Raw genomic sequence first — 14,729 nt, forward strand, 5'->3', positions numbered from 1 at the left:
TTTTTGATGTGTTTTATTGCCGTCAAAAAATCCTGCAAATTGATTTGCGAACGCAAAAGAAATCCGTTTAAATGTGTTACCTATGTCTCAATACACCTGTAACCTATGTCCCTGTTCTATACAGCGAGCAAGAAAAGGGCGTAGCTGCCGGTCTACCACCGGCCTTCAATCTCAAATTGCGCGCACAGGTATTTGAAAGTCTAAGCGTAAAATCGAAAAAGTCAGACCTCAAAAGCTTCACGGCATTCTACGAACGCCACTAGATTCCTGCCTGCGCAGGAATGACGAATAATGAGATTGCTCCAGATTTACTAGCCATCTAATTCTGTGAAGTCCCCCAACATAAGATCACGGACTATGACTTTGATGCTCAATTTCACCGGACACAGCAAAATAAACCCCATGCTACTCCCGCATCCACCTCAACATCTTCGGAAACGCTGGCTTACCCTCTTTCTCCGCTCGCACAGGCCCCAAACTCAAACCCGCCCATTCCAGAAATGGTAGACCTATAAAATTACCCGATTCAAAAGTCTCTATCAACCAGTTGGCATCGTCTTTATATCCATTAGCATGAAATACAAAATCCAGCGGCAAATCGAGTTCCCTGGCCACGGCCAGTGACCACAGAATGGCAGCAATTTCTTCACCTTGTGGTGGCCAGTCCTTATCCTGCTGTTCACTACCTATAAGCGCACGATTCGCAGATGGCGTTACCGCCAGATGCCCTGCTTCATGCACCATGTCGCCGGGATATTTGAGTTTGCCGTAATCGACATATATACAACCAGGCCCGAGATCAAGTCCAGGCAAAAAAGTAGCATGTGTCAGTTCACGTTCAATGACAGTGATGCCGATACTGTCAAGAAAATGCAATACCTTATGCAAACGCGGGTCTTCGCACACACTGTGATTGCTTTCTGCCAGATCGGTTTCCATGATGGATATAGCCTTAGGCTTATTGCCGCAAACGCCGGGCAATGCTGACACAATGCTCAACTTGTGCAGCAATATTTTCAGGTACAGCAATATCACCAGCCAGTACCGAGCGTATCCATTGAGCGGTCGTAGCTGCATCTATACTGTCAGGGACCGCTGGCACTTCAGCCAAAGGCTCTTGCTGTGCAGGCACCAGGGTAGTACCCTGTCCGGCATGGAACCAGTCTATCTGCTGGGCACGGCCAGTACTGGCAACAGCCTCCCCTTCCGTGCCGCGCATGAGGAACACATCTCCAGCCTCAGACGGTGCGCAACGGGCAAAATAGTCTTGCAGCATCAACAGATATTCTGGGTGGGTATAAGAACTCAGACGCAAGGCAGGCACGGCGAAAGGTTGCAAGAGTTTGACCAGGGTATGGGTGGAATTGCGCACACCCAAAATACGGCGCAGGCTCAGTAAATGAGCCATTGCTGGCGATAAGGCATCTATCGAAATAAAGGATGGCTGCTGTTGCTGCATCTGCTCCAGCACCTGTTCTGCGCTAGTTACCAATGGCAAACCCAGGGCCTGGAATATCTCAGCCGTGGCGACACGACCCGCATCTGTGCGTACACCATGTACCAGTACAGGCACGCCACGCCTTGCCAACAGCAAGGCCAGCAAGGGTGTCAGATTAGCCTTCTTGCGGGCACCGTTATAAGTGGGAATGACCACCGGTGCATACAGGCCATCAACTGGCACTTGCAGTGGCAAAATATACGGCTGTGCTGCCTCCATAAAGCCTGAGATTTCTTCTATGGATTCGCCTTTGATACGCATGGACAGCAAGATACCGCCGAGCTCAAGGTCCGAGACCCGTCCGGCCAGCATGGCTGTATACAGTGTCGCCGCATCGGCCTGCGTCATGCTGCGCGCACCATCTTTGCCGCGCCCTATTTCCTTGATGAATTTGGCGGCGGCTAAAGACTCAGTAAAGTCAGTAGCAGGATTTATTGTAAATGGGGAGAATTTCAAACTTAAGCCTTTAGCAGTTTCTGGATAAAACGCCATTCATCTGGCTTCACTGGCGTGATAGACAGCCGGCTACCTTTTTGCAATACAGTCATATCAGCAAGTTCGGGATAAGTCCTTATTTCTGCCAGACTCAATAAGCGGGTTTTGCGTTTGGCCTGGACATCCACCATCATCCAGCGTGGAGTTTCCTGGGTCGCCTTGGGGTCAAAGTATTTGCTGTCTTTCTCAAACTGGGTGTGATCAGGATAAGGTGTGCTTACTACTTCGGCCAGACCGGCAATGCCAGGCTCGGGACAACTGGAATGGTAGAACAGGACGCCATCGCCGACCTTCATGCCATCGCGCATGAAATTGCGCGCCTGATAATTGCGTACGCCAAACCAGGGGATGCTGGGCAAAGCCAGGACGTCATCAATGCTAATTTCATCCGGCTCAGACTTCATCAACCAATAGGCCATGTTGAACACCTGCAAAGTCAAAAGGAAATTGTCGCACATTTACTTAATGACGGCATTATCAATACAAGCAGACAGATGGGCGAGGCATAAAAAAACGGCTGTCATAAACATGACAGCCGTCCAGAATAAGTCCCCACCGATGCCGCTATGCCGGCATCCTGAACCTGAGCGGTTCAAGTTGGCCACGGTCAATTCAATTTCGGGTTCATCGGACTAGCGACGCTCACACCTATCGAATAATGTTCCACAGCCTATGCACTAAAATGGTTCAAGGAATATATGGCATTGGCGAACACGGCAGGGATCTAAAGTGTACCTCGAAATGCCCTGAGTTCGCTAGCTATTTTGATTAAATTAAATAATAAGATTGCAGATCAAAATAGTTTTTCTTGCGGCGTCAACGCCTCATCCATGGTGTCATGCATATCCTGGATTTTTTGCTTGACTTCTGCTAGTGACAAACCGGATAAAGGACCTTCCGGTGACTTGGTTGCCAGCAACTCTGTTGTCATGCTCAGCGCAGCCATGACGGCGATCCTGTCCGTGCCTTTGACTTTGGCTGCGTCCCGTATGGCCGACATTTTGCCATCAAGATAGGCGGCAGCCTCACGCAAAGCGCGGTCTTCACCTTCTTTGCAACTAAGCTTATAACTTTGGCCCATGATATTGACATCGACCTGTATCACTTTTGCTTCGCTCATGCCGCTTCCTTGTCGTTCAATACTTCTGCAGGCAATTGGGCCAGCAAGGCGGAGACGCGATCATGTGCTTGCTGCATGCGCTGTTGCAAGTCTGTATTTTTCGTCATCATGGACGTTACATCGTTACGTAATCTGGCATTTTCAGTGCGCAGGCTATGTGCCAGCACTGAAAGCTGCATTACTTTTTCAGCTAGCAATTCGAATTCGGAAATCATCATGTCTCAGTTTAAGGGGGGGATACAACTCAGTCTTTAATTATACGAGCAAATTTTCTCTCAGAGCAGGTCTATCAGGCTGCCATTGCTCAAAATAAGTGCAGCATGGACAGTTTTATCAGAAAATACCTGATGTAAAGCATCCGCATAAGCTAGCAACTGCTGGCGATAGCCCGCTTCCTGATGAGGTAACAGCTGGCGCTTGTAGTCCAATATCCAGACTTCATGCGAAAAAACCACAACCCTGTCCAGGCGAAATAATTTTTGCTCTACCAGCACATCCATTTCATTGCGCGCATATATATAGGCGGCAGGGTCATAGAATTTTTGCATTGCAGAATTACTGAATATACACTCAGCTTGTTTGCGTATGACCGCTGCGACGGTGCTGGAACAGGGCAACCAGGCAGCGATGATTTCTGCATCCGGGACGGTAACAGGCCAGGTCTTTGCGTTATTGCTTAAACGCTCCATCAAGGTGTGCAGGGCTATACCTTCTATTTGCTCATCGCTGCTTTCTTCCACGATAGGCTGCTCAACAGGCATGGCTGGCGGCTCAAACACCGCCAGACTAAACTCCTTGGTTTCCCCTGCTTCCGGCGCAAAGCTGGCAGCAAGCGACAATTTTTCCTCTACATGATCCAGATATCCATACCAGCTGGGGACAGGCTGTTTTTTTGCATTCTGTACGCCGCTGAGTATCAATACCTGCTTGGCACGGGTGATGGCAACATATAAGAGATTCCAGTTTTCTTGCGTCGCCTGTGCTTCTTCCTGTGCAAAAAACCGATCACGAGCAGCGCCGCGCTGGTCTTTTTTACCAAAGACAGAAAAATGTCGCTCTTCACCTGCCTGCAAAGGCCACTGGCACAGTACACCTATTCTGTCTTTCATCGATTCACTATGATTCGCGTCGAGCATGACGACTATCTTTGCTTCCAGCCCCTTGGCGCTATGAATGGTAAGAATACGCACAGCGTCCGCCGCACTATCGACAGCAGATTCGTCTGGGGCATCACTATCGCCGCCACGACGCAAGGCACTCAGCGCAGCGATGAATTTTGGCAAGCTGGGGTAACGCCCGGCATCCAGGCTCAAAGCCAGCTCAGTAAAACTATGGATATTGCCCACGACCTGGCCACGCTGTGCGACTGAAGATATTTGCGCATAGTGTTGCAAGACCTCGCCCTGATGCAGGATGCGGTCCAGCAAATCATGCACGGGTAAATAATAAGATGCCTCCATCCATTTCTGCAGCAAGCTGGCGGCTCGTTGCAAAACTGGATAAGACCCACCCTCCAAGGCTTGCAGGCGCTTCCACCAAGTCGCTTCATCGCGCATGGCCAGCGCAATCAAGTCCTCATCACTGGCTGCCATGATGGGTGATTTCAAGACATGCGCCAGCGCGCGGTTGTCACCCGGCGTCATCAGGAAATTTAATAGCGCGATCAAGTCCAGCACTTCCAGTGCATCCAGCAAGCCACCACGGCGGCTGGAGACAAAGGGGATGCCTGCTTCGCGCAAGGCTTTTTCATAGGCGGACAAATGGGTGCGGCGCTTGACCAGCAACATCACATCACTCCAGTGCCAGCTATCTGCGCCCTGCCCGGCACGTATGCCCAATAAGGCTTGCGCGACTTGCTTGCCTTCTTCATAGCGCTGCTGGTTTTCTGCTTCTTCCAGCGGAGTCGTCAGTGAATTGCGCAGGGGAAAGCGTGAAGGCGCAACTTCCTCCTCACTAATCTCTTCAGTATCGCCGGACACGACCGTACCTATCAATGGCAAACGCCAGACTGCGCCCTCTGCGTCAGAAGCCGTAGTCTGCGCATGAAACAGCGGGTTGCCGTGCATGCTGACATTGAGTACATCAACAATCGCTGGTGCATTCCTGCGTGTCTGGTTGGTACGTAAAACCCGTGCACCCTGCGCTGCCAGCATGTTTTGTGCAGCAGTAAACACTCTCGGTTCAGCACGGCGAAAACGATAAATAGATTGCTTTGGGTCGCCCACCACAAACACGCTGGGCTTGGCACCATCATCCCCATAGGCTTCCAGCCAGGCTTGCACTATGCCCCATTGCAGGGGATTGGTATCCTGGAATTCATCCAGCAAAATATGCTTGTAACGCGCATCAAGGCGGCTATGCAGATAGGCTGCATATTCTTCATTGCTGAGCAGTCTATATGCCTGCCATTCGAGATCAGCAAAATCAAATACCCGCTGGTCAGCCTTGAGGCTTTGATAGCATTCAAGATAAGCCGTGCCAACCGAGAACAGGGCTTCATTGACTTGCATGACCATTTTTTCAGCGCTGCGTTTTTGCAGTTGAAGCAGCGCCTGCACTATCGCTACACATTCATCTTCAAAGGCATTGATCTGGTCCAGGCCCAGGTGTTTTTCTATGGATGCGACCAGGGCCTTGACCTTGACATTGTGCGAGCGAATATTACCCTGACCATTGATGAAGCCATCACAAATCATGGCAAAAGCGTCCAGGCTGGGGCCATCCGTCAAACCCTGCTCTATCTTGCTGGCATTGGTCTGGTTATTCTTTGAACCCTGGCCCAATACCAGGGCCATATGGGCAATGCGCTGGTATAGCTGGGCATCATCCCAAATGCTGAGGCGCGCATCCTGGTACAGGTCTGCGCCGCATAAATCACGTAACCAGTCCAGCGGGCCACCCAGTTCGATTTGCTGGTTACTGGCCCACCATTCTGCCCGCTTATCGAGGAAGGCTTCCAGCATTTCACGGGCATTGAAGTCACCAATTTCCTGATACAGGAATAGCAGTGCCTCCTTGATCTCTGCATGCTCTTCCTGCGCCAGCATCTGCATGAGCTGGCCATAGGCTTCGCGCTGTATATCGCCACTGGCCTCGACTAGCGTAAAGCCATGTGGCACGCCAGATGCCAGCGGTGCCAGTTGTATCAGTCGGCCAAACCAGCTATGGAAGGTATCCAGTGATAGCGACTGCGGGCTGGACAAGACCTTTTCATACAGGCCGCGTGCCAGCGGTATGACGTTCTGTAAATCAGCCTCGGCTATGCCGCGCTCAGTCAGCAATTGCCGCACATGGGCGATATCTGCCAGTGCCAGTTCATGCAGCAAATCCATGAGACGTTCGCGCATTTCCTGCGCAGCCTTGCGAGTAAAGGTAATCGCCAATAATTCAGCCGGTTCTGCCCCGGCCAGCAATAGGCGCAACATGCGTGATACCAGCAGCCAGGTCTTGCCGCTACCGGCACAAGCTTCGACGACGACGCTATGACGCGGGTCACAGGCAGTTGCCGTAAAGTGGGCATGGCTGACAGCCTGGCCATTGACTTCATAAGCCTGTGAGTATTGAGGAGATTCGTTCATCACCATGCCCCCTTGCGGCATAGCCCACGCATTTCACAATACTGGCAATTTGCTTCTACCCCATGGGCTGGCAAGCTTGCACCTTTCTGTATCGCGAACATGCTGGTTTTAATCGCCAGTGCCAGTTCAGAAACCCAGCGTTCAAAATCGTCGGCAGCGACATCACCAGCCTTGCCCTGGCTGAGTTCCAGTGCCACATAATTGCCTGAGCTGACAGGTAAATCCGTCAGCAAGCCATAAAATGGCAATTGATGATCTTCACCTTCCTTCAGCCTTCGGCGCAGATCTATCAGGTTTTTAGTCTTGTAATCGAGTACTGCCACTTCACCATTCATATTTCTGTCTATGCGGTCTATGCGACCTTTGAGCATGATCTGGCCGCCTTGCCATTCCAGCGTCTTTTCATTCTTGATTTCACCCATGTCAAACTGCCAGCCAGCTTCTTCATGTGCCTGCATCCAGGCGAAATAGGCGGGGATGACTTTATCCCAGCGCACGCTATAAGCTAGTGCCGCCGGGCTTTTTTGCAAGACATCAGCAAAAAAATCAGCGGATATGCTGCGCAACAAGGCTTCTTTATCTACACCAGGTTGCGTGGCTTGCGCTAGCTTCAACTCCTCATGGTAACGCTTGAGGATGGCATGCAACCAGTCACCATAGTCGCGCTTTTCCGGCATGTCAGACAGTTCATCAAGCGCACTCAAACCCAGCATGCGCCCGGCAAAAAACTGATAAGGACACACCACCAGACTGGTGTAGGCACTGGCAGATAAAGTCGCTGGCAACAGCGCAGCCGCAGAGGGCGCGGGCATGTGTTGAGTACTGACTTGCAAGGTCCTGACTGGCAAATCCAGGGGGTGGCTATCCAGCACGCCTTGCTGGGTACGCTCCAGTGTCAGTCCCAGTTGTTCCAGCCAGGGGCTGACGGGATTATGTTCACCATTCAGGCTGCCCTGCCAGGATAGAACAATGTCCGCATTACTCAGCAATAGCTCGGCAAAGTCACGCAATTGCTGTTGCTGGCGCGACTCGCGGGTTTCCAGCCCACATTCACGCCTGACTGCATTGGCAAAAAACAAAATCTCGCTGGCTTGCGATGGCAGGTGGGAAGCATCCGCCCCCACCAGTAACACTGCATCAAAGGGACGCAAACGCGCACCATTCAGCGGCAACATGACCACGCGCTTGTCAGTATGTGCGAACACAAATGCCGTGCTTTCCAGTTGCAGATTTATCAGGGCACGCCATTCAGCAAAGGTGAATGGGGTTTTCAAATCCTGGCAGGCGAGCTGCAATTTCTGTAGCAATTGTATGATTTGTGCGCCAGCCGGGTCTGCCTGGAAGGCATTGAACATGGAGAGATCAAAGAACACCTGCAGGCTCAGTGCACTCCATTCAGACAAGCTGCGCCTGCCACTGAAATTGCCCGCCTGCCGGGACATGGACCTGATCCAGCGGCTGGCTGGCCCTGTATCCTTGCCCGCATCCAGTGCAGCCAGGACAGATTCCCAGCCGCCCAGCACATTGGCGCGGCGCAAGACCAGTTCTATGCGCATGACCAGGTCGGCCTTAGCGGCGATGGCATCCTGCTCAGGCTCAGTATTATCCGGGTCTTTCCACTGCAGATAAGGTGACTTCAAAAAATCCAGCAAGGCCATGGTATCTGCCCGCGTGGTCACCACTTCCAGCCAGGCGGCAATAGCTGCCGCAGCACGGGTGGTGGACAGCTTCCAGCCGGTTTCATCGGCCACCATGATCTGCGCGCGTTCCAGCAAGGCGCGTATGCGACGGGAGACGACGCGGTCTTGCGCGACTACGGCCACGCTTTGCTTGCCTGCCTGCAGCCAGTTGATGATGGTTTGCGCACCCTGCACGGCCTCATCTTCCAGCGAAGTGGCGCGGCACAGGCGTATGTGGGAGGTGTCTACATACTCAGTCAGGGCTTGCTGATGCTGGCTGCCGGTATCCTGCAAACCCGGCCAGGCATGGTAATAAGGCTGCGGCAAGGTATGCGCGCGCCAGTCCAGGCTGATTTGCAACACGCTTTGTTTTTTGGCCCAGGCTTGCAAAAAAGCGTTTTCCATGGGATTGGGCAAGGTGGGGGCTATCCACAGCAAAGGCTCGCTGGCCTGTGCGGCAATTTGCAGCAATTGCGCATAGCGTTTTACCTGCGGGTCATTACCATCAAGCTGGCTCTGCCAGACTGACCATACCAATTGCGTTTCTTCTGACAATAAGGCTTGTGCAGGCGCGGGCAGTTGTGCCAGCGCCGCTTGCCAGTCTTTTTCCAGCTTGCTTTTGTCTTTGCCTACGGTGGGCAATAAGACCGCAGTCAGCTCATCGGACAGCATCAACAGGGTTTGCGCCAGCGGCAATAAATCTGTATTGCGACGCGCACCAAATAATTTCTTTAACCAGGGGTGCTGGCGCAATTCTGCATACAGCCCCATCAGTCTTTCGCTCGCATCCCCTCCCGTGCTATTTTGCAGCGCAATATCCGGCACCTGCATTTCCAGCAAGGCAAACAGGGTTTGTATGCGCGGCGGGATGAAATTGCCCTGCAATACCGTTCCCAGTGCTCTTAGTAAGAGGTGGGCATGCTGATATGTTGGTACGATGACCCTCACAGCAGAAAAATCACGCTCTTGTTGACGTCCCCAGCCTTGCTCCCTGGCCGCGCGCAAAAAAGCCTGGGCAGCCTGTTGCCAGAATAGAGGGCCAGCGGGTATCAGTTGGGGATTATGTAGCATGGAGAAAGTGGTGGTTTTGCCGGTAGAGCAAGTATACTATGCGACGGCCCTGCCATTTTAGGCTCAAGCATGACACTTTTCTAAAAAATAGGTTATTATCTACCGCATAGCTAACCACGCCTGACTCATTTTGCTTTAGTCACGGTGCAGCACTATTCAACACCATTGAATTCGTGACTATCACCCCCAGATTCAAATCAGAATGCGGCGCTGTCCAAAAATTCCGACATTCAGTGGCGCTGTTACCCCTTAATTTTTCCCTCTCGTTGAGGATTCCATGAGCGAAAACATCAAATATGTAAGCGATGCTTCATTCGAAGCAGACGTATTGAAATCTAACGTACCAGTATTGGTCGATTTTTGGGCTGAATGGTGTGGTCCTTGCAAAATGATCGCCCCTATCCTGGAAGAAGTTGCCAAAGAATACAATGGCAAGATCGTCATCGCCAAGATGGATGTAGATGCAAACCAGGCAATTCCTGCCAAGTTTGGTATCCGTGGCATTCCTACCCTGATCTTGTTCAAAGACGGTGCTGCCGCAGCACAAAAAGTAGGTGCATTGGCAAAAGGCCAATTAACCTCTTTCATTGACAGTAATATTTAAGGTATTATTGCGGTCTGAAACTTTAAAGCTGCAAACAACAAAATTGTTTGCAGCTTTAAATCAGGAGACAGGCGACCTGAGCTGACGGAGAATTGATTCCCATAAGCAAGGCAAGCACTCAGACCAATATTGAATAATATTAATTAAAACGAAAACCAAGACAGAAATTCTTTCTATCCTGTTTAATCCGTAGTTCCTCTGCTCACTCCCCCACCCCATAATCCCATCCCGGGACACTCACCATGCATCTATCTGAACTAAAGGCCTTACACGTATCCGCTTTATTGGAAATGGCCATAGGACTCGATATTGATAATGCTGCGCGTATGCGCAAGCAGGAATTGATGTTCGCGATCCTTAAAAAACGTGCAAAATCAGGCGAACAAATTTTTGGCGATGGCGCCCTTGAAGTCCTGCCTGACGGCTTTGGCTTCCTGCGCTCACCAGATGCCAGCTACATGGCCTCGACTGATGACATCTATATTTCTCCTTCACAAATCCGCCGTTTCAATCTGCATACTGGCGATTCCATCGAAGGTGAAGTGCGCACGCCAAAAGACGGTGAACGTTATTTTGCATTGGTGAAGGTGGACAAGGTCAATGGCGAATCGCCAGAAGCCTCCAAGCACCGCATCCTGTTTGAAAATCTGACGCCGCTGCACCCGAACAAGGTATTGACACTCGAACGCGAAATGCGCGGCGAAGAAAATACCACAGGCCGTATCATCGACATGATCGCCCCTATCGGTCGTGGCCAACGCGGTTTGCTGGTAGCGTCACCAAAATCCGGTAAGTCCGTCATGCTGCAACACGTAGCACACGCGATTACCACCAATCACCCTGACGTTACTTTGATCGTTTTGCTGATCGATGAACGTCCGGAAGAAGTGACCGAGATGCAGCGTTCGGTACGCGGTGAAGTGGTCGCATCGACTTTCGATGAACCAGCTACCCGTCACGTACAAGTTGCTGAAATGGTGCTGGAAAAAGCCAAGCGCCTCGTCGAAATGAAAAAAGACGTGGTCATCCTGCTGGATTCCATCACCCGTCTGGCACGTGCCTACAATACTGTCATCCCTGCTTCTGGCAAGGTCTTGACTGGTGGTGTGGATGCAAACGCACTGCAACGTCCAAAACGCTTTTTCGGCGCAGCACGTAATGTAGAAGAGGGCGGCTCACTGACCATCATCGCAACTGCCCTGATCGAAACCGGCAGCCGTATGGATGATGTGATCTACGAAGAGTTCAAAGGCACGGGCAATATGGAAGTTCATCTGGAACGCCGCCTTGCTGAAAAACGCGTCTACCCAGCCATCAACCTGAATAAATCCGGCACCCGTCGTGAAGAATTGCTGATCAAACCGGATCAGCTGCAAAAGATCTGGATTTTGCGCAAGTTGCTGTATAGCATGGACGAAATCGAAGCAATGGAGTTCATCCTCGACAAGATGAAAGCCACGAAAAACAACGCAGAGTTTTTTGAAATGATGCGCAGAGGCGGTTAAACTCCCCTCCTGTTTTCAGGCTAAAAAGCCGTCACTTTTGTGACGGCTTTTTTTTGTTCATTGGTTTGCTAGCTCGCGGCTTTCAACAATACTATCGTCACCAAAAATGAAGTATCGCTGACCGCCGTTACAGCATGCGGCAAACCAGCCTCCAGATACAGTAGATCGCCTGCATGCATGATCATCGGCCCAGCCTGCAGTTCGATTTGTACCTCACCACTCAGGCATTGTATGGTGATGGGGCCCTGAACATGATGTGAAGGCAAGCTCCTGCCCTGCACCAGATGCATGCGTATGACTTCCAGATGCTCGTCTTTAAACAAGGCGTGCGCTGGCACTTTCAGCAATTGTGCCTCCGGCAACAACAAATTAGCCATTTCTCCTGAACGCAAATGGGGCGTGGCCATGTTATCTCTCCTTTAGTGCAACCAGGCCTGACGGCTTGAGTAGCGCAGAATTATGTTGCCACATGAAAATCAATAATGATTTCACCTGGCTCTTGCGAAACATAGGCCACTTTTACACCCGTGCCAAAGTGTTGTGCGATCTGAGCGAGCAAGGGTAAGGGATTATGGTCATTACAAAAACGCATGGTTTCTCCCGGCCTTAATGCTGACAAGGCGCCAAAGATCGCAGCATGGCGAAAACGCTTGGCAACGCCGCGTGCATCAAATTCATATACGCCATCGGCCAAAACGGGAATGGAACAATCATGAGCCATGATGAAACTCCTTTAAATATAGATGAGAATAAGCAAAAAACACAGGGGGGAGTCATTCCCCCCTGAATAAATAACTAAAGCTTGTTGGAAGCCTTGGCATAAGTCATATCAAGCGCACTTGCCCGCATGCGCTTTTTACCAAACAGCAGGCGCAAGGCAAATATAGCCAGACAGACGACACCAACAGAGAACACGACGTCACCAGGAACCCGCAACCAGACCAGGGTTTCCATGAAGTGTGAATGGATGACCTCGGGTGAACGCGCATACCACATGCCCTTGCTGATGCTTGCCACAGCCTGGTAAATCCCGGCAGGCACCAACGACATGAACACCATCATCGCCAGGCCAATATTGAGCAGCCAGAACATTGCCTGCAACAATTTATCAGACCACAGCGCGCGCTCAGACAAGCCTCTCAGGCAGAACAGCAACAAACCTATACCCAGCATGCCGTAGACACCAAACAAGGCAGCATGGCCGTGCGCAGCCGTCATGTTCAAGCCTTGCATGTAGTACAGGGCAATAGGGGTATTGATGGAAAAACCCAGCAAACCCGCACCAACAGTGTTCCAGAAACCAACTGCAATAAAACACAGTATCGACCACTTGTAGGCCTGCACCCAGGCTGCTGCTTTTGAGCGCTGATAGTTACGGAAAGCCTCTACACCTATCATGGCCAGCGGCACAACTTCAAGCGCAGAGAACATGGCACCAATGGCGATGACAAAAGTTGGTGTGCCGGTGAAATACAGATGATGCAAAGTCCCCAGGATGCCGCCAAACAGGAAGACGATGGTTTCCAGGATAATCGCACTATTTGCCGTTGCTGCGCGTATCAGGCCCAGGCGGGTGAACAGCAGGGCAATGACTGCGGTAGCAAACACTTCAAAGAAGCCTTCTACCCACAGATGCACCAGCCACCAGCGCCAGTATTCAATCATGGAGTAATGGGTATGTGGCCCCCAGGTCAGTGAGGTGGCATAGAAACCGCCTATGCACATGGCAGCCAGGAATACCATGGCAATCAAGCCACGACTCTCGGATGGTTTTTTCAGTGCAGGCATCAAACCACGTCCCAGCAAGGTCACCCAGAACAACAGGCCGACGAACAAGAGTATTTGCCAGACCCGGCCCATGCTGGTGAATTCCAGCCCCTGGTTGCCTATCCAGAAACTGAACTCATTACCTTTGTGTTGCAGGCTGCCCAGCCAGCCAAATGCGGTGGAGCCGACCACGATAAACAGCAAGGCATAAAACAGCACATTGACACCAAGCTTCTGGAACTTAGGCTCATGACCAGAAATGGCGGGCGCAATATACAGGCCCGTCGCCAGCCAGGCTGTGGCTATCCACAGGACGGCAAATTGCGTATGTATGGTGCGGCTGACAGTGAACGGCAATATGTCAGCCAGCGGAAAACCAAAGAAGCTGTGGCCTTCGACTGCATAATGGGCAGTAATCACGCCCATGCAAACTTGCGCCAGTATCAAGCCTATGACGACATAGAAATACTTCCTGGTTGCACGCATGGAAGGAGTAGGCTTCAGGTCAAACAAAGGGTCAGCCTTGGGTGGTACAGGGTCCCCCTCCTCCTTGCTGATGGAATGATAGAAAATCATACCGGCAATGGCAGCGATCATCAGTATGACACTGGCGATGGACCATATACCAGCTCCTGCAGTCGGTGTATTATTGACCAGGGGCTCATGCGGCCAGTTGCTGGTATAGCTGAGGTCAGCAGCGCCCGGCCTGTCTGTAGCGGCGGCCCAGGCTGACCAGAAAAAGAATGCCGGCAAGGCTTGCAAGTCCTTGATTTCTGGCAGGCTACCGCGATTCATCGCATATTGCTCACGCAATTTTTCCAATGAAGGATCATTGCCAAACAAGGCCATATAATGCTGCGCCACACTTTGTATAGCCTTGGCACGGCCCACACTCACAGTAATCACATTGCCAGAGGCATCGTAGGTATTGCGCCGCATTTCTTCTTTGAGGCGGGCCTTCAACTCGGCCTGGCGACCCGGACTGAGTTGTTCATAAGATGTCTGCGCCTCTTTTTGCGCCCAGATGTCGAGCAGAGCCAGTGATTCGCGGTGCAACCAGTCAGCGGACCAATCAGGTGCGACATAACTACCATGGCCCCATACCGTGCCAAGCTGCTGCCCACCCGCAGATAGCCATGCTTCCTGACCGAGCAGCACCTGTCCTTCTGAAAATATGACAGTGCCATCAGCACTGACGACTTGTTTGGGAATAGGCGGCGCAGTCAAGTAAATTTCTGTGCCCACCCAGCCAAGGACGGTAAATGACAGAACACAGATGACAGCGAGCCAAGTCCAGAGTTTACGCGTGGCATGCATGGCGTGATTCCTTATTGGTGAATTGAAAGAGTTTCCTGATACAAAACCTGTTTTACCTGCAGCGATGCTGCGACAGAAACAAGTCTGATTCATTA

Annotated in this window: 12 protein-coding genes and 1 other RNA gene; 2 read left to right on the forward strand and 11 right to left on the reverse strand. The window is 51.4% G+C overall.

Annotation, left to right across the window (positions count from 1 at the left end; all coding sequences use genetic code 11):
• Window positions 1–405 precede the first annotated feature (405 nt).
• From ACO0LC_RS26210 to ACO0LC_RS26245, 8 genes are all read right to left on the reverse strand, one after another.
• The gene (locus ACO0LC_RS26210; protein WP_423008727.1) at window positions 406–939 is read right to left on the reverse strand and encodes a hypothetical protein; all 534 of its coding nucleotides are present in this window, start codon (window positions 937–939) and stop codon (window positions 406–408) included.
• Between the two features lie 19 nt (window positions 940–958).
• Window positions 959–1,954 carry a DNA-binding protein YbiB gene (ybiB, locus tag ACO0LC_RS26215; protein ID WP_423008729.1) on the reverse strand — a complete coding sequence of 332 codons (996 nt, stop codon included), beginning with the start codon at window positions 1,952–1,954 and terminating at the stop codon, window positions 959–961.
• Between the two features lie 2 nt (window positions 1,955–1,956).
• A complete protein-coding gene (locus ACO0LC_RS26220) occupies window positions 1,957–2,412 on the reverse strand; it encodes an EVE domain-containing protein (RefSeq protein WP_423008731.1) in 456 nt (151 codons plus the stop codon).
• A 126-nt stretch (window positions 2,413–2,538) separates the two neighbouring features.
• Window positions 2,539–2,719, reverse strand: a non-coding RNA gene (gene ssrS, locus ACO0LC_RS26225) — 6S RNA.
• 67 nt (window positions 2,720–2,786) lie between these two features.
• On the reverse strand, window positions 2,787–3,098 hold the full coding sequence (locus ACO0LC_RS26230; protein WP_423008814.1) for a cell division protein ZapA: 312 nt from the start codon (window positions 3,096–3,098) through the stop codon (window positions 2,787–2,789).
• Between the two features lie 11 nt (window positions 3,099–3,109).
• A complete protein-coding gene (locus ACO0LC_RS26235; protein ID WP_423008733.1) occupies window positions 3,110–3,328 on the reverse strand; it encodes a DUF904 domain-containing protein in 219 nt (72 codons plus the stop codon).
• A gap of 60 nt (window positions 3,329–3,388) precedes the next feature.
• Window positions 3,389–6,691, reverse strand: coding sequence for a UvrD-helicase domain-containing protein (locus tag ACO0LC_RS26240; protein WP_423008735.1), 3,303 nt, complete (start codon window positions 6,689–6,691; stop codon window positions 3,389–3,391).
• Window positions 6,691–9,441 carry a PD-(D/E)XK nuclease family protein gene (locus ACO0LC_RS26245; RefSeq protein ID WP_423008737.1) on the reverse strand — a complete coding sequence of 917 codons (2,751 nt, stop codon included), beginning with the start codon at window positions 9,439–9,441 and terminating at the stop codon, window positions 6,691–6,693. The genes ACO0LC_RS26240 and ACO0LC_RS26245 overlap by 1 nt, the downstream gene beginning before the upstream one ends.
• Window positions 9,442–9,718: 277 nt before the next feature.
• On the opposite strand from ACO0LC_RS26245, the gene trxA reads away from it, so the two are divergent.
• Both trxA and rho read left to right on the forward strand, forming a co-directional pair.
• Window positions 9,719–10,045 (forward strand): thioredoxin TrxA, encoded by a 327-nt coding sequence (gene trxA / locus ACO0LC_RS26250; protein ID WP_423008739.1) that lies wholly within the window; start codon window positions 9,719–9,721, stop codon window positions 10,043–10,045.
• Window positions 10,046–10,287: 242 nt separating this feature from the next.
• The gene (gene rho / locus ACO0LC_RS26255) at window positions 10,288–11,550 is read left to right on the forward strand and encodes a transcription termination factor Rho (protein ID WP_110257254.1); all 1,263 of its coding nucleotides are present in this window, start codon (window positions 10,288–10,290) and stop codon (window positions 11,548–11,550) included.
• A gap of 68 nt (window positions 11,551–11,618) precedes the next feature.
• Here rho and ACO0LC_RS26260 read toward each other — a convergent pair whose 3' ends face one another.
• The 3 genes from ACO0LC_RS26260 to ACO0LC_RS26270 form a co-directional block, all read right to left on the reverse strand.
• Window positions 11,619–11,957, reverse strand: coding sequence for a cupin domain-containing protein (locus tag ACO0LC_RS26260; RefSeq protein WP_423008741.1), 339 nt, complete (start codon window positions 11,955–11,957; stop codon window positions 11,619–11,621).
• Between the two features lie 50 nt (window positions 11,958–12,007).
• On the reverse strand, window positions 12,008–12,271 hold the full coding sequence (locus ACO0LC_RS26265; RefSeq protein ID WP_162040408.1) for a DUF2249 domain-containing protein: 264 nt from the start codon (window positions 12,269–12,271) through the stop codon (window positions 12,008–12,010).
• Between the two features lie 74 nt (window positions 12,272–12,345).
• Complete coding sequence (locus ACO0LC_RS26270; RefSeq protein WP_423008743.1) at window positions 12,346–14,634, reverse strand: nitric-oxide reductase large subunit; 2,289 nt, start codon at window positions 14,632–14,634, stop codon at window positions 12,346–12,348.
• Window positions 14,635–14,729 lie beyond the last annotated feature (95 nt).

Source organism: Undibacterium sp. JH2W (assembly GCF_049340425.1).
Taxonomy (GTDB): Bacteria; Pseudomonadota; Gammaproteobacteria; order Burkholderiales; family Burkholderiaceae_D; genus Undibacterium.